The 20,335-nt window shown below is 63.9% G+C and carries 20 protein-coding genes and 1 pseudogene; 11 read left to right on the top strand and 10 right to left on the bottom strand.

Translation table 11 applies throughout. The features are described from left to right. Nucleotides 1-8: 8 nt before the first annotated feature. The 3 genes from AB0L58_RS18095 to AB0L58_RS18085 are packed head-to-tail and all read right to left on the bottom strand — an operon-like array spanning nucleotide 9 to nucleotide 3,244. Entirely contained in the window at nucleotides 9-854 is an 846-nt protein-coding gene (locus AB0L58_RS18095) for an enoyl-CoA hydratase/isomerase family protein (protein ID WP_364387925.1), read from the bottom strand. Between the two features lie 27 nt (nucleotides 855-881). Then, nucleotides 882-2,126, bottom strand: coding sequence for a thiolase family protein (locus AB0L58_RS18090; protein WP_364387923.1), 1,245 nt, complete (start codon nucleotides 2,124-2,126; stop codon nucleotides 882-884). After that, nucleotides 2,126-3,244, bottom strand: coding sequence for a DUF5938 domain-containing protein (locus AB0L58_RS18085; RefSeq protein ID WP_364387921.1), 1,119 nt, complete (start codon nucleotides 3,242-3,244; stop codon nucleotides 2,126-2,128). Before AB0L58_RS18085 ends, AB0L58_RS18090 begins: the two co-directional genes overlap by 1 nt. 399 nt (nucleotides 3,245-3,643) lie before the next feature. Between AB0L58_RS18085 and AB0L58_RS18080 the strand changes: the two genes are divergently transcribed. Next, complete coding sequence (locus AB0L58_RS18080) at nucleotides 3,644-4,540, top strand: helix-turn-helix domain-containing protein (protein ID WP_364387919.1); 897 nt, start codon at nucleotides 3,644-3,646, stop codon at nucleotides 4,538-4,540. 213 nt (nucleotides 4,541-4,753) lie between these two features. On the opposite strand, the gene AB0L58_RS18075 is transcribed toward AB0L58_RS18080, so the two are convergent. The 7 genes from AB0L58_RS18075 to AB0L58_RS18045 all read right to left on the bottom strand — a co-directional run bounded on the left by AB0L58_RS18075 (nucleotide 4,754) and on the right by AB0L58_RS18045 (nucleotide 11,003). Further along, nucleotides 4,754-5,257 carry an alpha/beta fold hydrolase gene (locus AB0L58_RS18075; RefSeq protein WP_364387917.1) on the bottom strand — a complete coding sequence of 168 codons (504 nt, stop codon included), beginning with the start codon at nucleotides 5,255-5,257 and terminating at the stop codon, nucleotides 4,754-4,756. A gap of 111 nt (nucleotides 5,258-5,368) precedes the next feature. After that, entirely contained in the window at nucleotides 5,369-6,397 is a 1,029-nt protein-coding gene (dmpG, locus tag AB0L58_RS18070) for a 4-hydroxy-2-oxovalerate aldolase (RefSeq protein ID WP_364387915.1), read from the bottom strand. Beyond that, nucleotides 6,394-7,374, bottom strand: a complete 981-nt coding sequence (locus tag AB0L58_RS18065) for an acetaldehyde dehydrogenase (acetylating) (protein ID WP_364387913.1) — start codon at nucleotides 7,372-7,374, stop codon at nucleotides 6,394-6,396. Before AB0L58_RS18065 ends, dmpG begins: the two co-directional genes overlap by 4 nt. Next, nucleotides 7,374-8,183, bottom strand: a complete 810-nt coding sequence (locus AB0L58_RS18060) for a fumarylacetoacetate hydrolase family protein (protein ID WP_364387911.1) — start codon at nucleotides 8,181-8,183, stop codon at nucleotides 7,374-7,376. Before AB0L58_RS18060 ends, AB0L58_RS18065 begins: the two co-directional genes overlap by 1 nt. Before the next feature lie 94 nt (nucleotides 8,184-8,277). Next, nucleotides 8,278-9,051, bottom strand: coding sequence for an alpha/beta fold hydrolase (locus tag AB0L58_RS18055; RefSeq protein ID WP_364387909.1), 774 nt, complete (start codon nucleotides 9,049-9,051; stop codon nucleotides 8,278-8,280). Next, nucleotides 9,048-9,986 (bottom strand): 3-carboxyethylcatechol 2,3-dioxygenase, encoded by a 939-nt coding sequence (locus AB0L58_RS18050; protein WP_364387907.1) that lies wholly within the window; start codon nucleotides 9,984-9,986, stop codon nucleotides 9,048-9,050. Before AB0L58_RS18050 ends, AB0L58_RS18055 begins: the two co-directional genes overlap by 4 nt. A 33-nt stretch (nucleotides 9,987-10,019) precedes the next feature. After that, nucleotides 10,020-11,003, bottom strand: coding sequence for a zinc-binding dehydrogenase (locus tag AB0L58_RS18045; protein WP_364387905.1), 984 nt, complete (start codon nucleotides 11,001-11,003; stop codon nucleotides 10,020-10,022). A gap of 102 nt (nucleotides 11,004-11,105) precedes the next feature. Here AB0L58_RS18045 and AB0L58_RS18040 point away from each other — a divergent pair, with 102 nt between their 5' ends. From AB0L58_RS18040 to AB0L58_RS17995, 10 genes and pseudogenes are all read left to right on the top strand, one after another. Further along, entirely contained in the window at nucleotides 11,106-12,464 is a 1,359-nt protein-coding gene (locus tag AB0L58_RS18040; protein ID WP_364387903.1) for an aromatic ring-hydroxylating dioxygenase subunit alpha, read from the top strand. Continuing rightward, nucleotides 12,461-12,799, top strand: a complete 339-nt coding sequence (locus AB0L58_RS18035) for a non-heme iron oxygenase ferredoxin subunit (protein WP_364387901.1) — start codon at nucleotides 12,461-12,463, stop codon at nucleotides 12,797-12,799. Before AB0L58_RS18040 ends, AB0L58_RS18035 begins: the two co-directional genes overlap by 4 nt. After that, nucleotides 12,796-14,010 carry an FAD-dependent oxidoreductase gene (locus AB0L58_RS18030; protein WP_364387899.1) on the top strand — a complete coding sequence of 405 codons (1,215 nt, stop codon included), beginning with the start codon at nucleotides 12,796-12,798 and terminating at the stop codon, nucleotides 14,008-14,010. Before AB0L58_RS18035 ends, AB0L58_RS18030 begins: the two co-directional genes overlap by 4 nt. 60 nt (nucleotides 14,011-14,070) lie before the next feature. Further along, nucleotides 14,071-14,637 carry a 3-phenylpropionate/cinnamic acid dioxygenase subunit beta gene (locus AB0L58_RS18025; protein WP_364387897.1) on the top strand — a complete coding sequence of 189 codons (567 nt, stop codon included), beginning with the start codon at nucleotides 14,071-14,073 and terminating at the stop codon, nucleotides 14,635-14,637. Between the two features lie 102 nt (nucleotides 14,638-14,739). Next, nucleotides 14,740-15,546, top strand: a complete 807-nt coding sequence (locus tag AB0L58_RS18020) for an alpha/beta fold hydrolase (protein WP_364388260.1) — start codon at nucleotides 14,740-14,742, stop codon at nucleotides 15,544-15,546. Next, nucleotides 15,543-16,376: an SDR family NAD(P)-dependent oxidoreductase gene (locus AB0L58_RS18015; protein WP_364387895.1), complete on the top strand. Its 834-nt coding sequence runs from the start codon at nucleotides 15,543-15,545 to the stop codon at nucleotides 16,374-16,376. The genes AB0L58_RS18020 and AB0L58_RS18015 overlap by 4 nt, the downstream gene beginning before the upstream one ends. 30 nt (nucleotides 16,377-16,406) lie before the next feature. Beyond that, nucleotides 16,407-17,996 (top strand): long-chain fatty acid--CoA ligase, encoded by a 1,590-nt coding sequence (locus AB0L58_RS18010; RefSeq protein ID WP_364387893.1) that lies wholly within the window; start codon nucleotides 16,407-16,409, stop codon nucleotides 17,994-17,996. A 1-nt stretch (nucleotide 17,997) separates the two neighbouring features. Next, nucleotides 17,998-18,456 carry a hypothetical protein gene (locus AB0L58_RS18005; RefSeq protein WP_364387891.1) on the top strand — a complete coding sequence of 153 codons (459 nt, stop codon included), beginning with the start codon at nucleotides 17,998-18,000 and terminating at the stop codon, nucleotides 18,454-18,456. 717 nt (nucleotides 18,457-19,173) lie between these two features. Beyond that, on the top strand, nucleotides 19,174-19,962 hold the full coding sequence (locus AB0L58_RS18000) for an IclR family transcriptional regulator (RefSeq protein WP_364387889.1): 789 nt from the start codon (nucleotides 19,174-19,176) through the stop codon (nucleotides 19,960-19,962). Nucleotides 19,963-20,151: 189 nt separating this feature from the next. Continuing rightward, a pseudogene (locus AB0L58_RS17995) lies at nucleotides 20,152-20,295 on the top strand (muconolactone Delta-isomerase family protein); the annotation flags it as partial. Nucleotides 20,296-20,335: the final 40 nt, after the last annotated feature.

The following is a 20,335-nucleotide window of genomic DNA, read 5'->3' as shown; positions in this document are numbered from 1 at the left end:
CGTCTCCTCTATTTCGCCGCTGTGGACAGGGATTCGGCGATAGTGCCGGGCAGATCACGCTCGTGCTCGACATCCTGCAGCCGAGCCAGCCCCTGCAGGTATTCCTGCACCGCAGGGATCGCCAGCAGGGTCTTCATGGCGGTGTTCTCGACCGCGAATCCGGCGAACTGCGCATCGACAGCGCTGGTGTAAACCGTCTTCAGCACCTCACCCACCGCAGCGACCGACCCAGCGGGACGCGCCGCGATACGCTGCGCCAGATCATGGACATACGAACGGATTTCCTTCGCATCCAAGGTTCGGTTGACGAGACCATAGGCCGCGGCCTCGGTGCCGTCGAAATCCCTTGCCGACAAAACGATCTCCCGAGTGCGGGCCGGGCCGATCTGCAGTGCCAACCGAGTGGTACCGCCGCCGGTCGGCAGGAAACCACCGCTGACCTCCGGGAAACAGAACTTGCTCTCCGGAGTCGCGAAACGGATGTGGGTGGCCAGCAGGAACTCCAACCCGCCGCCACGCACGATGCCGTCGACGAGGCTGATCGTCACCTGCGGCAGCGCCTCCCACATGGTGGTCAGCGCCTGCAGCACGTTGATGTCGTCGTACTTGCTCTGAGGCACGGTCGGATCGCTCATCGCCCGGAACAGGTCCTGCAGATCGAAATGTGCGATGAAGAATTCGGGATTCGCGCTGCCGAACACGACAACCCCGGTTTCCTGATCGAACACCAGCTTGCCCGCCAGATCGAACAGCTCGCCGACCATTTCGATGGTCATCAGGTTCAGCGGCTGGTTGTCGAAATCGACGTAGAGGACACGGCCGTCGCGACGCACCTTCAATGTCTTGTATTCCATGGTGACTCCGTAGTTTTCGGGTGCGTATCAAGCACCGAGGATGGTGATCGCGGCGACGGCTTCCTCACCGCCGTACATACCGCCGCCGTTCTCCGCGAGCGCGATTCGCGCACCGGGAACCTGGCGGTCACGAACTTCTCCGCGCAACTGCTGCACGAGTTCGTAAATCTGGGCGAGCCCAGTGGCGCCCATGGGATGGCCCTTGGACTCGAGGCCGCCCGAGGGGTTGACCGGCAGCCCACCGCCGAGCGCGGTCGCACCGGATTCGGCGAACTTGCCACCGCTGCCGATTTCACAGAAGCCGAGCAGCTCGGTCTGCAGCAGTTCACCGAACGCCGAAGCATCGTGTACTTCCGCGACATCGACCTCATCCGGTCCGAGGCCAGCCTGCTCGTAGGCCGCCAATGCCGCATTTCGGCTGACCGAACGTTCCCAATCCGACAATGGCCGAACGGTTCCCGACGCCATTGAGGTCGCCAGTACCCGGATGCCGCGTCTGCTGCCGATGCGGCGCAACCCCGCGGCGTTCACGACGATCGCCGCGGCCGCACCATCGGTCAACGGTGCGCACATGGGCACGGTCAATGGTTCGGTGACCGTGCGCGCCGCGAGGATCTGCTCAACCGTCATCGGCTCCTGGAAATGTGCCAGATCGTTGTGCTCAGCCTGGCCGTGATTCTTGGAGGCGATCAGCGCCAGATGCTCTTTCGTCGTGCCGAACGTTTTCATGTGTGCGCGCGCGAGAGCGCCGTAGATGTCCATAAAGGTGCTGCGGGGAGCAGTTTCATCGACCTCGACCTCGCCTCCGAGCTCGCGCAGCACCGCGCGTACCCCATCGGGATCGTGGACATCGACGCCGCCATCGAAAACCGCAAGGGACCGGCGCTTGTCATCGATGTTCAGCTTCTCCGCACCGACCGCGAGCACCATGTCTCCGGCGCCGGACCGCACGTGCATGATCGCCTGGTGTAGCGCGGTCGCTGCAGTGGCACATGCATTCTCGACATTGACGATCGGGATTCGCTGGAATCCCATGCTGCGCAAGGCAATCTGGCCGGGTACGACCACTTGACCTTCGAGCACGCCCTGGCAGGTGTTGCCGAAGTAGGCGGCGTCGATTTCGGTCATCTCTGCGCCCGCGTCGGCGAGAGCCTGCGCAACAGCTTCGCGGGTGAGGTCCTTGACCGAGGCATCGCGGCGTACGCCGAACTTGGTCATTCCCACACCGATGATCCACACTGGCTCGGCCGCAGCCGCAGACCCGCTGGTCATCACGCCACCGTTTCCTCGGTGATCCGCGCGAAGCCGTAGGACTCCAGTGCGCCCATCAGTTCTCGGTGCCCGAGAAGTTCAGCGGGAGAGCGGAACCCGACGCCGTTATAGGTATTGCCCAACAGCCGCATTGCTCCGTATGCCTGGATGAGGCCAGTCATCTGGTAGCCGGTGCTCGAGTGAATCACCACCCGAGAAGTCGCGATATTGCCGCGTGCGGTGCACCAGTCGATCGAACGCTGAATCTGCCGATTCTCGCGCGGCGGGCTGTCGGGGGTCATCATGGCCGCCATGCGATCCAGGACCGGATAGAGCGCTTCCTCGGGAAGCCATTGCAGCGACACCTTGAACAGTCGCTCAACATCGATGACGCGCTTCCAGATGTCCTGGTTCTGCATGGCGACATACATGCGGCAGTTGCGAACCCGGCGGTCGTTCTTGAAGAAGACCGGCATTGCGGTACCACCCCAGTTCGTACCCTTGAGCACATAACCGGTTCCCGGGACTACGAGGTCCTGGACGACGACACCGTCGTAGGTCTTCAACTTCCCGTCTTCGAGATAGTGCGCCTGTGCGCGGATGACGTCGAAGATGGACTGCGTCGAACCGACGGTGGGGATCGCGGTGGCATACGACCCGAGTTCGAGAGTATCCACCCCCGGCGTTTCCAGACAGATACGGGCGGCGATGTCGTGCAGCGCGTATTGGATCGACACTGCCGTCGATACCGCGCGGCCGTTGGCAGCGAACCGGGGACCGAACTCGTCCTGGATTCGAAGCATGTGCGACTGCTCCCCGGCGGTATCGAGGTAGTGCACGCCCGCACGGACCGCAGCCTCCAGTACGACCGGTCCGTACCGGAGGAAGGGACCGACCACGTTGCAGACCACCTGGCGGCCTTCGAACAGCGCCGTCAGCGATTCCACGGATCCGTCGACCTCGGCGACTTCGTAGTCGGCGGTCTCGATGCCCGGAACCTTGTCCATCACCGCCTGGATCTTGGCCTTGTTCCGACCCGCGGCCACGAAGGGAATGCTGTATTCGCGCAGATACTCGGCCACCAGACGACCGGTCGAACCGCTGGCTCCGTAGATGACAACCGGACGCAGATCGCTCACGGCCGCTCCTTCCACTATGAGCCGAATCCGTGAGCTATCCCGGGCTCGGCTGGTTGAATCAATGCAGGCTGGCCCGATGTGCGGGCGCCCCTGCCCTGTGACGTAGCCAACTCTCGCGTCTGACGGAGGCTTATGCTTGTACGTGAGTGCACGATCGGTTGCCCATTCGCGCACATCCGCTGCGGACTCACGCCGGTTGCAGTAACAACAGGCGACGTTCCGCGTGGCGGCACGAATCGGTTGCCATCGCGCACAGATGCGAATTGACTGGAAACAGAGGTTTTGGCACGTTCTCCGCGCGTGCCCGCCGACGAAGGTGGGTTCGAATTGACCGCAGCTACGTTCTGGTCAACTGACGGGTTGCCGCGCACTGGCGCGTTCGATGCCTGGAACAGCAAGATGTCAGAATTGCACCTGGCTTGGTCGCTGACGTTCCCCAAGGACGAACAATTCAACGCCGCCGTCCGCTATCGCAGGCTGGACGGTCTCACGATCGCCGACTTCGACGGCGGACGGTTCGCCGGACGCCGGGCTGTTGCCGGAGGATCCATCGACCGCGGTCAGCTGGTCGGGGTTTCCATGAATCTCAGCGGCCGAGTGGTGTGCCGCTACGCGGGCGAGGAAGTACTCCTCGCACCTGATCAACTACTGGTGTGGGACGGGGAGCTGGCGCAAGGTTTCGATGCGGTCGACCCGCACCGCGAGCTCACGCTGTTGCTTCCCCGAGATCGGGTTCCGGACGGTCTGGCCACCCTCGCGTCACGTTCCGCCGGCGCTGTGTCGGCTGCGGCCGGAACCGGACTGCTGGCGATTGCCGCTGATCAATTACGCTCTATCGCAAGAGAATTGGAGAATCTCAGCGATGCCGCTCTATCGATCGCGTGCCAGAGTTTTTTCGACACGCTCGATTCTGCGCTGGCCCCACTCGACGCACGTCCGCCCTCGACGACTCGGGCCGCGATGCTGGTCCGCATCCGCCGCTACATCGAGGATCACCTCGACGATCCTGGTCTCTGTGCCGGCTCCATTGCCGCTGCGCATGACATTTCGGTTCGCACCTTGCATCTCGTGTTCGCCGATACGGGAACCACGGTGGGCCGTTGGATCCGCGACCGGCGTCTGAAGGAGTGCTACCGCGAACTCGCTCGCGCCGGTGGATACCGAACCGTCACCGAGGTGGCGTACCGCTGGGGCTTCAGCGACGCCGCCCACTTCAGCAGAAGCTTCAAACAAGCCTTCGGTGTCACGCCGAGTAGCGTGCTTGCCGGTGACACCGGGCTCACCCGAAAGCCTTAGTTAGCCACGGGTCGCTAGCGTTAGCATTCTGCAGGTGCCGGAACCAGATCGAGCAACTCGCGATCGGCCTCGCAAGTACTGGGAGGCGGGAAAATCCGACACGCCTACACCCATCGGGTCAGCGCCGGAAAGACCCGATGATTTCGCCGAGGCCGAGACACTGCAGCGCCGCGCCAGCAGGCGGTAACTTCCCAGAACGGGCGACTCGGGAAACTATCTGCGGTAGTGATCGGAGGTCGGGCGATGGGTCGTGTTCGGATGCTTCCGACACCCCAGAGCGGTGTGCGATTGGCCGACGTAGTGCGGATCTATCTCGCGACGACCGGCTGCGATACGCGCATCTCGCGCAGCGACCATCATCACCATGCCACCGGACATGGAACTTCCCCAGACTGCGACGCGGTCCGGGTCGACATCCGGCCGGGCGCGGGCCGCGGTGATGGCGGCATTCCAATCGGAGAACTGCTTTCCCAGGTCGAGCAGATTACGCGGTTGCCCGGTGGATTCACCGAAATGCCGATAGTCGAACACGAGCGCACCGAATCCCGCTTCGGAGAATTGCTCCGCATACGCCCACAGGCGCATCTGTTTGATACCGCCGAACCCGTGCGCCAGTACGACGCACGGCGCCGGTCCGTTCACGTCATGCGGGGGATACCACCAGGCGTGCAGTTCCTCACCCTCGACCGGGATCCGGATATCGGTCCGCTGTTCCATCGTAACTCCTTGCAATGCATTGATATTCGGGGTACGGAAACGCCGATGGCCTGCCCCGCTGCGACTGACGAAATAGGGTCGCGGGACAGGCCGGTCAGCATCCTCGAAGAATCAGCCAGCGGGCACCGCAGCCTTTTGCCCGACGAGGTCGAGGGCGATATCGACGATCATGTCCTCCTGACCGCCGACGAGGCGGCGGCGACCAACTTCGAGCAGCAGGGTGCGGGCATCGACACCGTAACGTTCGGCCGCGATTTCGGCGTGCCGCAGGAAGGAGGAATACACACCGCCGTAGCCGAGAGTGAGGGTTTCCCGGTCGACTTGCACTGGACGATCACGCAGCGGGCGTACCAGATCATCTGCGGCGTCCTGCAGCGCGAACAGATCGCAATTGTGTTTCCAGCCTTCGATGTTCGCAACCGCGATGAACGGCTCGATCGGGCAGTTTCCCGCGCCAGCGCCCTGACCCGCCAGTGAGGCGTCGACACGCGTGACGCCTTCCTCCACCGCGACGACACTGTTGGCGACCGACAACGACAGGTTCTCGTGGGCGTGAATGCCGATCTGGGTGTCCGCGTCGAGCACCGCGCGATAGGCACGAATGCGTTTACGCACACCGTCCATCGTCAGACGGCCACCCGAGTCGGTGACGTACACGCAGTGCGCACCATAGGATTCCATCAGTTTTGCCTGCTCGGCGAGCTCCCTGGGCTCGGCCATATGGCTCATCATCAGGAACCCGGAGACATCCATACCGAGTTCGCGGGCCTTGCCGATGTGCTGTGCGGAAATATCGGCCTCGGTGCAGTGCGTGGCGATGCGCACCGACCGCACGCCGAGCTCGTAGGCGCGCTCGAGCTCGACGATGGTGCCGATACCCGGCAGCAATAGCGTGGTGAGCACCGCATTGCGGATATTCGCCGCCGCGGCCTCGAGCCATTCCCAGTCGGTGTGACTGCCCGGTCCATAGTTCACCGAGCCGCCCGCGAGGCCGTCGCCGTGGGCGACTTCGATGGCGTCGACGCCGGCCGCGTCGAGGGCAGCGACGATGCGGCCGACATCGGCGGGATCGATGCGATGCCGGATCGCATGCATCCCGTCACGCAGGGTGACGTCCTGAATGTAGAGTTCGTGGGTCATCGAACAGCCTCCGTGGCAAAGCGCGAATCAGGTACTGCCGCAACGGCTTTCCGCCGAGCAATGGATTCCGCCGCACGCAGGGCCGCGGACGTCATGATGTCGAGGTTGCCGGCGTAGGCGGGCAGATAGTGCGCCGCGCCTTCGACTTCGAGGAATACCGACACGCGAGTGGTCACCGGCCCGGCGCCTTCCGGCACGAGCGTGTACACCGGCTCGCCTTCGGCGATCGGGGTGAATTGAACTTCTTGCTTCAATCGGTAGCCCGGCACGTACTGCGAGACGCGCTCGGCCATTTCAGCGATCGAGGCGCGGATCGCGTCGTGATCGGCGTCGCCGATCAGGCAGAACACCGTGTCCCGCATGATAAGGGGTGGCTCAGCCGGGTTGAGAATGATGATGGCTTTGCCACGCGCCGCGCCTCCGACGGTTTCAATCGCGTGTGAGGTGGTTTCGGTGAACTCGTCGATATTGGCGCGTGTGCCGGGGCCTGCCGACTTGGAGGCGATGGATGCCACGATTTCCGCGTAATGCACAGGGGTGACCGCCGAGACTGCCGCGACCATCGGGATGGTCGCCTGTCCGCCGCACGTCACCATGTTCACGTTGTCCACCCCAGCCTCGAGGTGCTGGTCCAGATTCACCGGCGGCACCACGAACGGTCCGATCGCCGCCGGGGTGAGATCGATGAGCTGTTTCCCGTACGGTGCGAGTTTCTCGGCATTCGCGATGTGCGCCTTGGCAGAGGTCGCGTCGAAGACGATATCGATCTCGTCGAAGTTCGGAAGTGCGATCAAGCCGTCGACGCCCTCATGTGTGGTGGGCACCTTCAGTCGCTTGGCGCGCGCGAGTCCGTCGGATTGGGGGTCGATGCCGACCATCGCGCCCACTTCGAGGGTGTCGGACAGCCGAAGCACTTTGATCATCAGATCGGTGCCGATATTGCCCGACCCGATGATGGCCACAACGGTCTTACTCATCAGCCTTCCTTCCGGGAGAACGTGGCGGAAACCGACCCGAGCGGGCCGATCTCGGCGCGGATTCGGGTGCCCGGCGGTGTGGGCACCATAGGACCGAGTGCGCCGGAGAGGACGATCTGCCCGGCACGCAACGGGTTTCCGTATTCCTTGGCCGTGCGGGCCAGCCATGCCAGAGCATTGAGCGGATCGCCGAGGCACGCGGCACCGGTGCCTTCCGACACCAGCACGTCGTCGGCGTACATTCGCATCTCGACCTCGCGGGGTTCGAACTCGTCCAGGGTCAGCTTTTGTTCGGCGAGGACGAACAATCCGCTGGAGGCATTGTCGGCGACCGTGTCGGTGATCGTGATGTCCCAGTTGGCGATTCGCGAGTCGACGATCTCGAGGGCGGCGACCGCGTGGCCAACCGCGGCGCGGATCTGTTCGTCGTCGAGATCGCCGTCGGCAAGATCAGTTCGCAGGATGAACGCGATTTCCGCCTCTGCCTTTGGCTGCAACAGCCTGCGCGACGGAATCTCGTCAGCGCCCGACATATCCATGTCGGCGAACAGCACGCCGAAGTCGGGCTGGTCGACTCCGAGCTGCTGTTGTACCGCGGGTGAGGTGAGACCGATCTTGCGGCCGACCACCACGGCACCGTCAGCGATTCGGCGGCGGGTCAGTTCCTCCTGCACGGTGTAGGCGAGAGTGATGTCGTCTACACCGAGCAGATCACGCAGCGGTTCCACTGGCTGCATTGCACGGATAGCGCTTGTTATACGGTCGGCAGCAAGCACGACGGTGTTCGCGTCGACGTCGGTTGTGCTCATGGGTGAATCCACATCCTTCCGGTAGCTGCTGTGGCGATCATGCCCCGGCAACGGGGCCGAGCCCAGCTGGGCGTTCCGCTGTACAGCACGAGAGTTATCGCCGCTGAAGTGAGTTCGCGAGATGGTCAGCGACAACGGCGTTGAATACGCGAGGCTTCTCGACGTTCACCAAGTGACCGGCGCCGTTGATCACGCGCAAGGTCGAGTCCGGGATCAGTTTCGTCATTTCCTGCACCAGAGCCGCAGGAGTCACCTGGTCGAGCTCACCGGCGAGGATCAGTGCGGGCGCGGTGATGTGCGGCAGCAAAGGGCGGGCGTTATGAGTTGCGAGAGCCTCGCAGCAGGCGGCGTAGCCCTTGGGATTCATCGTCGACAACGTCAGCAGCGACCGGGCATAGGCGTCCGGCTCCCGTTCGGCGAATCCGGGTGCGAAACGCCGCCCGGCCGTTCGCTGCACAATCTCCGACAGTCCCCGTGTTCGCACGGTCAAAGCCCTCGTATGCCAATGGTCCGAGTTGTACTCCGTTACAGCACAAGCGATCACGACAGACAGGACACGGTCCGCATATCGCGCGGCGAGGGCTTGGGCGACTGCACCGCCGAAGCTGAGGCCGACAACAGCGAACCGGTCCACTCCTAGCGCGTTCATAAGGGCGATCACCTCGGCGGCGAAGCCCGCCACCGTGCACCGTTCGTCTGGTACAGGAGTTCCGCCATGCCCCGGCAGATCCACCGCGATGGTGCGATACCAGCCCGAGAACTCGCGCAACTGGTCGTCCCACATCGAGATGGTGGTGCCGAGGGACCCGACGAGCACCATAACGGGAGCTTCGGTCAGGCCGTTGTCGATGAAGTGCGGGTAGGTCATCGCTGTCGCGCGGTCGTGACGGCGAACCCGGCGATCCACGCCGGAATCGACTCGTAGAAGCGGTAGTTCATCTCATAGGCACCGCTCGCTGCCAAAGCGGAGTAGGCCGCGATCCAAGTCCGAACCTCATGCGCAGAGCCCCCGCCCTGCTGCCCCATCCAGTCGACGGACCAGTCGTCGAACGCAGCGAGGTCTGCGTCCTGCAGCAGGTCGAGCAGCTGATTGTCCCAGCTCGGGTTGATCGGCAGGATCGTGCTGGCGCCCGCGACATAGTCGCGGCCGGCCTGCACCACCCGCTGTTCACCCTTGGCACGCTGTTCCGGTGTCGGCGGGTGCCCCTCGATCAGTGCTTCCGCGACCCGCGGTGGCGCACCCTGTAGCACCGGTACCGGCGGGTCGTGCGACAGCCCGCCGGAGGCCAGATGGAGCACGCGAAGATCCAACTCGCCGGCGGCTTGCCCGATCGCAGTGCCGAGTGCGCGAATGCGGCTCACTGGACCGAGCGGAGTGGCAACCCCATTGACAAACACCGGCACCACGGGCACCGCATCGATCCCGCCGAACAGCATCTCGAGGGGCTGCGCGAACCCGTGATCGACGGTCATTCGCGCTGAAATGGTCAGGTCGATGCCTCGATCGAGTACGCCCTGGGCAATCAGCTTGGCGGCGCCGGTGTCGACGGACAGCTTGCCTGCCGCGCTACCGAAGTCACCCACCGCGTGGGCCTCGGTTGCAAGACAGAACGGCGGCATCTCCTTGTAGAAAAAGCCGTTGTAGTGGTCGGGCGCGTACAGCACCACCAGCTCGGGATCGAAATCGGCGATGAACTTCTTTGCGGTGGTGATGGCTTCGCCGACACGGTCCAGTACGTCCAGAGCCGGGTCGTTTTGCCCGATCAGGGGTGAGTGGGACAGACCCACTGCTGCTGCGGTCATGAGCGATTCCTCGGAATTGGTGAGCGGGTGATTTCAGCGCATCGCGGCGGGTGGGTGGACGACGACCTTGCCTGTCAGGGCGCCGTCGATCATCAGTTGGAAGCCTTTGTGAATATCGCTGAGCGGCAATGATCTATCGATCACCGGCCGCACACCGGTGGTCTCCATCATGCGAAGCATCGCTACGAGTTCACTGCGGGTGCAGCCGGTAGAGCCGAGAATGCGCTGTTGCAGGTAGAAGATGCGGGTCAGGTCGGCGGGTGGATGTGCGCCGCTGGTCGCGCCCGCGACGACGATCGCGCCACCGGGTCGCAACGATTTCAGTGAGTGCTCCCATGTCGCCGCCCCCACTGTCTCGATCACGACGTCCACCTTCTCCGGAAGCCGGTTACCCGTGGGCAGCGCGATGTCTGCGCCCCAGGTAAGCGCCTCCGCGCGCTTTTCCACGCTTCGGCTGGTGGCATAGACGACCGCGCCTGCGGCGGCCGCGAGTTTGATCGCCGCCGATGCGACCCCGCCACCGGCGCCTTGCACCAGGACCCGATCACCCGGCCGAATTCCAGCCTTGGTGAACAACATTCGATACGCGGTCGTCCAGGCGACGGGAAGACACGCGGCCTCATCGAACGACAGCCAGGCGGGCTTGGGAACCAAGTTGCGCGTCGGCACCGCCAGAAACTCGGCGAAGGTGCCATCGAATTGCTCGGACATCAACGCCCGATTCGGGTCCAAGGTCTCGTCTCCCCCACCCGCGTCTGGGTCGGCGATCACCGGGTGAACGATCACCTCGTTGCCGTCCGCGTCGTACCCGGCGGCGTCGCAACCCAGCACAATCGGCAGCCGCTCCGGCGGATGGCCGACACCGCGCAACGTCCACAGGTCGTGCATGTTCAACGAGGTCGCCATGACACGCACAAGCGTCCAGCCCGGTTTGGGCGACGGAGCCGGAATATCACGCACCACCAGACCCGACAACGGATCGTCTGCGCTCTGAGAGATGGCCTGTGCTGCAAGCATGGGTTCCACGATCGCGCGCCGTCGGTGCCCGGCCATAGCTCGTGTGCCGTCCTACGGAACAGGCGTTGGTGTTCGGAGTGCAGCTACCGCTTTCCTGATGACATGACCTCCACCCTCGACCCCGCAACCGGTTGCGAGAGTGCCACCGCCGCCCCGTGCGGTGCGCTGCGACGCCCGGCCGAGCTGGCTCGCAATATCGACGTCTCAGGACTGGTCGATTCCGAGGGCGGCCTGCTGGACCGGGCCATCTTCACCGACCACCAGCTCTACAAGCAGGAACTCCGCCGGGTATTCGCCCCCAGCTGGCTGTTCCTGGCGCACACCGACCAGTTCCAAAAGCCGGGCGACTTCTTCACGACCTACATGGGCGAAGACCCGGTCATCGTCACCATGGACAAGAACCGCCGGATCCGTGCCTATCTCAACTCCTGCCGCCACCGCGGCGCCCGCGTCTGCAGGGCCGATTTCGGCGCTACTCGCAACTTCACCTGCACCTATCACGGTTGGGCCTATGACCTGGACGGCAAGCTCGTCTCCATCCCGAACCAGGACGGCTACCCGCAATCCTTCGACACCGGGGATTGGGGACTGGTCGAGGTACCGCATGTGGAGTCGTATCACGGTCTGATCTTCGGCACCTGGAATCCGCAACCCGTCTCGTTGCGTGAGTACCTCGGCGATATGGCCTGGTACATGGACGCCATGCTCGACCACGACGACGCGGGCACCACCGTCGTGGGCGGTGTGCACAAATGGGTACTCGAGGGCAACTGGAAATTGGCGGCCGAGCAGTTCGCCACCGACTGGTACCACGTCAATATGAGCCACGCGTCAGCGCTCATGGTGCTGTCGCCGGACAAGAAACCCAAGACCGAGATCGTGCACCGCACCGGGCGACAGTACGTCGGTCCCAACGGCCACGGCGCAGGGTTTCCGGTACACGCGCGCAACAGGTTCAACGCACAGCAAGTGCACGACTGGACCGATTACGACGCCCTGCGCGAGCGACTAGGTGACGCCCGCGTCGAGGGCCCACTCACCGACGGCCATGCCACGGTCTTCCCCAATTTCTCCTACCTGCCGGTGATCGGCACCATCCGGGTCTGGCATCCGAAGGGCCCGGATCGCATGGAAGTGTGGGCATGGACCGTCGTCGACAAGTCGATGCCACCAGAAGTCCGTGAGGCACAACGGCTCTACAACCTGCGCACCTTCGGCCCGAGCGGCATCTTCGAGCAGGACGACGGCGAGAACTGGAGCGAGGTGCAGGCCATCTCGAACGGCTTCATCACCAACCGGGTGCCGCTGAACTACCAGATGGGCATGGGCTCCGAGCAGGAAGACGGTCGCTATCCGGGCAAGACCAGCGAACTCTACAGCGACGCCGCCGGGCGCGCCTTCTACGGCCACTGGCGTGACCTGATGAACACCCCCGCCTGGCACGAAATGGAGAAGCGATGACCGGCAAGGGAATTCGTGTCGCGGCTCTCGACGACATCCCCGTCGGCGAGGGAATCGCGATCGACAAATCCGTCACTGGCACGGGCGACGATATCGCTGTGCTGCGCGACGATGACGGCAGCGTCTACGCACTCGACGACACCTGTACACATGAGACCGCTTCCCTCGCCGAGGGATGGGTGGAGGGCGGATATGTCGAGTGCCCCATGCACTCGAGCAAATTCTGCCTGAAAAGCGGTGAGGTGCAGGGCCTTCCGGCCACCGTGAACGCATGTCCGCATCGCGTCGAGGTTCGTGACGGCGAGGTCTGGCTGTTCCCGAACGAGGCGCCATGACGGGCGGCGTTGTCGTGGTCGGTGGCGGGATCGCAGGCGTGAGCACCGCCGCGGCGCTGCGCTCGGCCGGTTTCGTCGGTGACCTCACCCTCGTGGACGCCGGCGAGTTCCCCTACGACCGACCACCGCTGTCGAAGGACTTTCTGGCGGGCACCAAACAGCTCTCCGAGATCGCCCTGCAACCGTCGCGGTGGTACGACGATCAGAAAATACGACTCCTGACCAAAAGCCGGGTAACCGCGCTTCGCCCCGCCTTCGGTGCCGTCGAATTGACCGACGGCACAACAGTTTCAGCAGACCACGTCGTACTGGCGACCGGTGGCCGAGCAGCCCGCCCGCCCATCCCGGGTAGCGAAAGCACACGTGTTCACGTACTACGTTGCGAAGAAGACGCCGATCGGCTGCGCGAAGCTCTCCGGCCCGGAACGCGAGCGCTGGTGGTGGGAGCGGGACTAATTGGAGCTGAAGTCGCTTCTACCGCAGTCGATCTCGGGTGTGAAGTGGTACTCGTCGACCCTGCCGATCCGCCCCTGGCGCAGGCGATAGGCTCGGAGATCGCCACCTGGCTCCACCGCCTCCACGGCCAGCGCGGCATCCGCACCATGCGTGCAAGCGTGGAAACGCTGCGCGACACCGGGTCCGGCATCGAGGCTCGGCTGACCGGGCACGACATGCCCTGGCTTTTCGACGTCGTCATTCTCGGTGTAGGCATGGTTCCGGAAACCTCGCTGGCCGAGGCGGCCGGACTCGAAGTGGACCGTGGCATCGTTGTCGACCGGACTCAGTCCACCTCCAACCCGGCGATTCTCGCCGTCGGCGATCCAGCGCGCGTCCGCCACAACGGAGCATTGCTGTTACGCACCGAGCATTGGGAGGCGGCCCAACACGACGGGCAGCGGGCCGCCGCGACCATCCTCGGTATCGCCCCGCCGGCCGACACCGCACCCTGGTTCTGGACCGACCGACACCACCGGCACGTGGAGGCGGTCGGTGAAATGTCCGCCGCCGAGCGCATCGTGCTGCGCGGCGCACTCGACGACTCCTCGTTCTCCGCGTTCGGGCTGGCTGGTGGTCTCGTGGTCGGCGCGGTCGCCGTCGACGAACCAACCGCCGTGCGTGCCGCGCGTCGAATGATCGACCGAGGCATCGCCGTGGACTCCGACCGCCTCGCCGACACCGCAACCGACCTCCGCAAACTGCTGCGCGGCTGATGTGCCGCTCTGCGGCACAACCGCTTCGGCGAGCTCCTGCAGAAGGGATGGAATGACACCGTGAGCACCACGACAGCGCAGTCCGCCGCCGGCCGACGAGCCGACCGCGAGACCCACTTCGAGGTAGAACAGTTCTACTACCTCGAAGCCGATTTGCTCGACGAGGGCCGGTTCACCGACTGGCTGGAGCTGCTCGACGACGACCTGGACTATTGGATGCCCACGCGCACCAACAGGTTGCGACGCCAACAGGCGCTCTCGATCGCCGCGCGCGGCGAGGCCGGCTACTACGACGAGACGAAGGAAAGTCTCGTGTGGCGAATCCGCCGCTTCGATTCCGGCATGGCCTGGGCCGAGGACCCACCCTCGCGCACACGGCATCTCGTCACCAATGTGGTTGCCCACCAAGTGGATCCCGATGAGCACCCCGGATTCACATCCGGCGACCTCTTGGTTCGTTCGGCCTTCCTCGTCTACCGAAACCGGCTCGAACGCGAAGAGAACATCTTCGCCGGGCAACGCACCGATCTGCTGCGCCGAACCGCCGCCGGACTCCGTGTGGCCCGCCGCACCATTCTGCTGGACCAGAACATCCTGCAGGCGAAGAACATTTCGACCTTCTTCTGACACCGAGGGGAATCAACCGTGTCCATTTCCGAACTCGATCTCGCACTGCAGCAGCGCAACATCGAATTGACCCGCCACACCGTTGCGACCAGCCTTGGCCCGATCGCGGTTACCGAAGCGGGATCGGGTCCCGTACTCGTCATGTTGCACGGTGGCGGCCCCGGCGCATCGGGTGTCAGCAATTACCACCAGAACCTGGCCGCGCTGACTCGACGGTTCCGCGTCATCCTGCCCGACCAGCCGGGCTTCGGCGACAGCTACCGGCCCAACGAATCCGATCTCGACGCTCGGTCCATCACTGAGATCACTGTCGACGCACTGTTTCAGGCCCTCGATGCACTCGACATCGAACGCTTTCATCTGCTCGGCAACAGTCTGGGCGGGGCAGCAGCGATCGCCATGGCCCAGCAGCGGCCCGAGCGAATCTCCGGACTCGTCCTGATGGCTCCTGGCGGCGGCTGGCTACCGTTCGGGCCCACGCCGACCGAGGGGCAGAAGGAGATGTTCCGCTACTACAACGGCGGCGGCCCGAGCCAAAAGAAGATGGCCGACTTCATCCGCACCATGGTCTTCGACCACAAGCAGTTCGGCGAAGACGTCGTCAAGGCACGGTACGAGGCATCACTCGACGAAAGCCACATCGAGTTCTACCACCACTACAACGCGGCATTCGCAAAGCGGCACGGAATGGACCCCCTGTGGCGGGACCTGCACAAGATCAAGGCGCCCACGCTGCTGCTGTGGGGACGTGACGACCGCACCATCACCCTCGACGGCGCACAGGTCATGGTCAAGCAGATCCGCAATGTGCAGATGCACATCTTCGGAAAGTGCGGTCACTGGGTGCAATTGGAGCGGGCACGCGAATTCGAGCGCCTGGTTGGCGATTTCCTGGCGGAGCTGGCATGAACGGCTGGCTCAACGGTTACGTCGCCTTGGTGACCGGAGGCGGCACCGGCATCGGACGGGCTGTCGCCGAACGCTTCGTCGCAGAAGGCGCATCCGTCACCATTCTCGGACGCCATATCGACCGCTTAGAAGAAGTCGTCGAGCAATCACCCGACCCGTTGCGCATGCATGCTGTCGAGGCCGACGTCCGGAATTCCGATCAGTTGCACGCAGCCGTCGCCGAAACCGTTGAACGCTTCGGCAAACTCGACACCCTGGTCGCCAACGCCGGAATCTGGGATTACCAGCGCCCGCTCACGCGCTTGAACGGCAAGGAACTGTCCGACACTTTCGACGAACTGTTCTCGGTCAACGTGAAGGGCTATTTCCTTGCGGCGGAAGCTGCTTGGCGCGAGCTGGTGAAAACCCGCGGCAGCATCGTCATGACGCTGTCCAATGCCTCCTTTTTTGTCAACGGAGGCGGCCCCGTCTACACCGCGAGTAAACACGCCTGCCTCGGCCTGATGCGCGAGCTTGCCTACGAACTCGCCCCGAAGGTGCGCGTGAACGGTGTCGCGTGCGGAGGGATGAACACCGACCTACGCGGGCCCGAATCGCTTTCCCTGCACGAGCGTTCACTCGCCAGTTCTTTCGCGAAGAAGGCACCGGACGCTCCCCCTCCACCGATTCCGTTGCACGATTCCAGCACCGATCCCCGCGACTTCACCGGCTCATACGTGCTACTCGCCTCGCGGGAGCAGAGCGGCCCCATTACCGGGCAGGCGATATCGGTCGATGGTGGCATCGGAGTGCGCGGCTTCGCCACCGCGGCCGGTGGCGACCATCTCTAACCAGCTCGACGACGAGCACGAGGAGCTTTCGTGATCACGACACCATCGGTGAAGCCCGGTGCCACGGTGGATATCAATCCGGCGACGGCAATCCACGGAAATGCCGCCTACCAGCCCGACGGAATCGTGATCCGATATGTCGGCGGCGATCTGACCTACGCGCAATTGGAAGAACGCGCCGCGAGACTCGCCGCCGTACTCGCCGCGCGCGGAATCACCGACGGAGCCCGAGTGGCCTACCTCGGACTCAACAGCCCGTCCTTCCTCACCACCATGTTCGCGACCTTCCGACTCGGTGCGATCTTCGTGCCGGTCAATTTCCGCCTGACGGGACCAGAATTGCTGGCAGTCCTGGCCAGCAGCGGAGCAACGGCGATCATCTGCGAAGACGGTCATCGCGAAACGCTCGACAGGGTTCGCGCACAAACGCCGATCCGGCTTTTCCTGCTGGTGGACGATGATCCCGTGGCCCCCGTTTCCGCGGAGGCAACCCGCCCTTGGGAATTGTCGAGTCCAGTGTGCGCCGCCGTGGAACCAGCCGCATCACCGGTTCGACGAGGGTTCGACGACCCGGCCATCCTCATGTTCACATCAGGCACCACCGGGTTGCCGAAGGGTGTGGTTCTCACCCACGGCAATATCTGGTGGAACGGCGTGAACGTCGACGCGCGAGTCGATACCCGACGCGGTGACGTCACTCTCGCGGCCGCTCCGCTGTTTCACATCGGTGGTCTCAATGCCCTTGCCCTGCGCACCATCCTCCGCGGCGGGACCGCGGTGATCCACCGCGGCTTCGAACCGGACGCCTTCCTGCGGGACCTCATCGACTACCGGGTGAACTCGTTCTTCGCCGTACCTGCCATGCTCACCGCGTTAGCCCGGGTTCCCGGCCTGTTCCGAACTGAGCTGCCCTCGTTACGAAGTGTCGTCGTGGCCGGTGCGCCGGTACCACCGTCTCTGATCGAGTCGTACGCCGCACATCGAATCACATTGCAGCAGGCATGGGGCCTGACCGAAACCGCGCCCTTCGCAACACACCTACCCGCCGAGCACACTTTGACGAAGATAGGTTCAGCCGGAATTCCCATGCCGTACACCGAGGTTCGTGTAGTCGACCCGGTCACCAATACGCCCGCCGAGTGCGGCGTAAGCGGCGAAGTCGTTGTGCGCGGTCCGAACGTGACATCGGGATACTGGAACAACGAGACCGCCACCGCCGCCGCTTTCGACGAGAACGGCTGGTTCCACTCCGGCGATATCGGCTACCTCGACAACGACGGGTATCTGTTCATCGTCGACAGACTCAAAGACATGATCATCAGCGGCGGCGAGAACATCTACCCCGCGGAAGTCGAACGCGCCCTCGCCGACCTCCCCGGACTGGTCGATGTCGCGGTCGTCGGCGCGCCCGATGATCAATGGGGCGAAACCGTCGTCGCCGTCGTCGCCTGCGCCGAGGGCACTCGATTGACTATCGAGGAGATCCGCGCGCATGCGTCGGCCAGACTGGCGCGCTACAAGCTGCCCCGGCAGCTGAAGCTCGTGAAGTCGGTACCGCGCAACGCATCCGGCAAACTCGACAAGATCGCGATCCGCGGTTTACTGAACAAGGACCGCTGACATGTCCGCAAAGCCGATTCCCGTTCCCGAACTCCCTCATCCATGGATCATGACGATCCGATCGCACACGCAGACAATAGTTCTGCTGGACGTTCGACGCCCCGCTGACTGCAGCGTCACGGTCGAGTTGGAGCGCTGCGCCAACGGCCGCCTGCGAGACGCCTACCCCGTCAGTGCCCACGACATCGAGGCCCGCGTCACCGGCCGCATACCTCAGGCGCTGCTCGTCGAACTTCTCGCCACTCTGATGCCCGCCCTCGAAAAGGCGGATCCAGAGTGCCGCAAGATAGTTTTCGCAACTCTCGCGGGCGATACCAGTGCACTCGCCGCAGCCGAGGCGGCTGGCTTCAGATACGTCGTGGACATCGACCTCCCTGACGCTGAGCTCTCACTGTTCGTGGCCGAGCCAACCTGGGTAACGGCGGTCGACATGGACCTCGACCGGATTCCGGGCACCTAGGCAAACCCGAAAATCGACACGATGTGGTTCCCCACCGCCGTGCGGAGCTTTCGTTGCCCAAAGGTCAGGCTCGATGCCCTGACGCAAAGGTAGTCGCATGGCTCGACAAGCAAGGGCAGATAGGGCTTTCGACTCCAGCTTGCCCGCGCGTGGCATCGATGACGGTGAGTGCAAGCGTCCGGCTGCCGAGAACGACGTGACCCACCACGCTCCCTACCGGAATGGCCGCAGCACTTGCGGCCGCAGGCTTCGGCGAGGCTGAAGCTGCGCCGCCGCGCTGGCCAAAGGCGCTCAGGTCATATACGTTGCCGCCCGGTCCAGCACCCAGCGCGTAAGTGTTCGGAACGGCGGCGGAGGTCCTCCGCATTGCCGATCTTCGTCTGAACACCGTGGCGCAGACGGCGGTGTACGACTGAAGAGCGGTACGAACTTCCGTCCTCACCTCACCGCAGTCGGGCGCCCGCCCAGAGACACGTGGCTCGACGGCAATGACGTGAGCCTCGATCGCGGAGGGCTGGTCGACGAGCATGGGCACGCTTCCCTCCCGAGGTGTCACGAGGTCGGTCCGAAAAGCGTCCCGCCTGGTCATGCCGTCACTTTTAATAGACGCATTGTCATTCTTGACGAACTAGGGTCGAGTTTGCATCATTGTCAAGTAGAAGTGCCGATCCGGTATATGCAAGTTGACACCGCAGCTCTGACCAAGGGATAGCCACGATGACCACGCCCATCGCCGAACCGCTTCGCGACGACCGTGCGGCCGTCGACAAAGCCATCAGTCTGCTGGTCGCCTTCGGTGATAAAGCCAGCACCGGCGTGGGCGTCAGTGAGCTCGCGCGCCGCGCGCAGCTGAGCAAATCGACCGCGTTTCGCGTATTGGGGATGCTCGAGCGCAATGGGGTCGTGGAACGCGTCGGCACCGGTTACCGACTCGGAGCCCGGCTGCATCAACTCGGTAAGGCCGTGTACTCCCCCGAGCATGAGCACCTCCGTGACCTGCTGATGCCGCATCTCACCGAGCTGTACGAAATCACACACCACACCGTGCACCTGGCCGCGCTGTACGGAACCGATGTCGTCTACCTCGCCAAACTCTACGGTCATCGCACCGTGCAAGCTCCCTCACGCATCGGTGGTCGGCTACCCGCGCACGCCACGGCGGTCGGCAAAGTGCTGCTGGCCTACCACTCCCACATCGCCGCTCAGGCTTTGAGCTCCCCCCTGTCGGCCCTCACCCCAAATACTGTCATCGACGCCGTTCGCCTCACCGACGAACTGATAACGATCCGCCGCGAGGGCGTTGCCCGCGACAACCAGGAAAGCCGAATCGGCCTGTCCTGCATTGCAGCACCAATATTCGACCACCGTGGCCGGGCCATTGCCGCCCTCTCTGTCGCCGGGCAGTACGGAAGACTGGACACACGCCGCCTCGAGATCAGCCTCCGCCAAATCTCCTCCGCCGCCTCGCAAGCTGTCTCACGCACTCACTTGTCTCGAACGGCGTAGTCGGCGACCGGGACCTCGGCCTAGATGCTGTTGCACCGCCGGAGAGGTGACACCGATCTTGCGGGCCCCGCATGCCGCCTCACGACGGCGGGTCTGCTCTTTGGTCGACGACTTCGCCTCGGGGAGCAGCTCGCGCACTGGCGGTCGGTCGCCTGCCGCCACGCGTCACTTCAATACGGAATTCACGCCGGGAAGTACCCGAATCTGAGCATTTTCGATGTCGCGGATATCGAAGAGTTGCACAATGTTCTGTGGAATCTGCCGCTATTCCGCTATATGCGAATCAGCGTGACGCCCCTGGCTGTCCATCCCTCCGACATTTCGGTCGGCTGACTCCCTCGGTCGACACCCAGCCGGCACGCGGAGGTCACGG

The organism is Nocardia sp. NPDC052112 (genome assembly GCF_040680135.1).
Classification (GTDB): domain Bacteria; phylum Actinomycetota; class Actinomycetes; order Mycobacteriales; family Mycobacteriaceae; genus Nocardia.
Note: the sequence above shows the minus strand (reverse complement) of the source record. Positions and strands in the feature narration are given on the sequence as shown.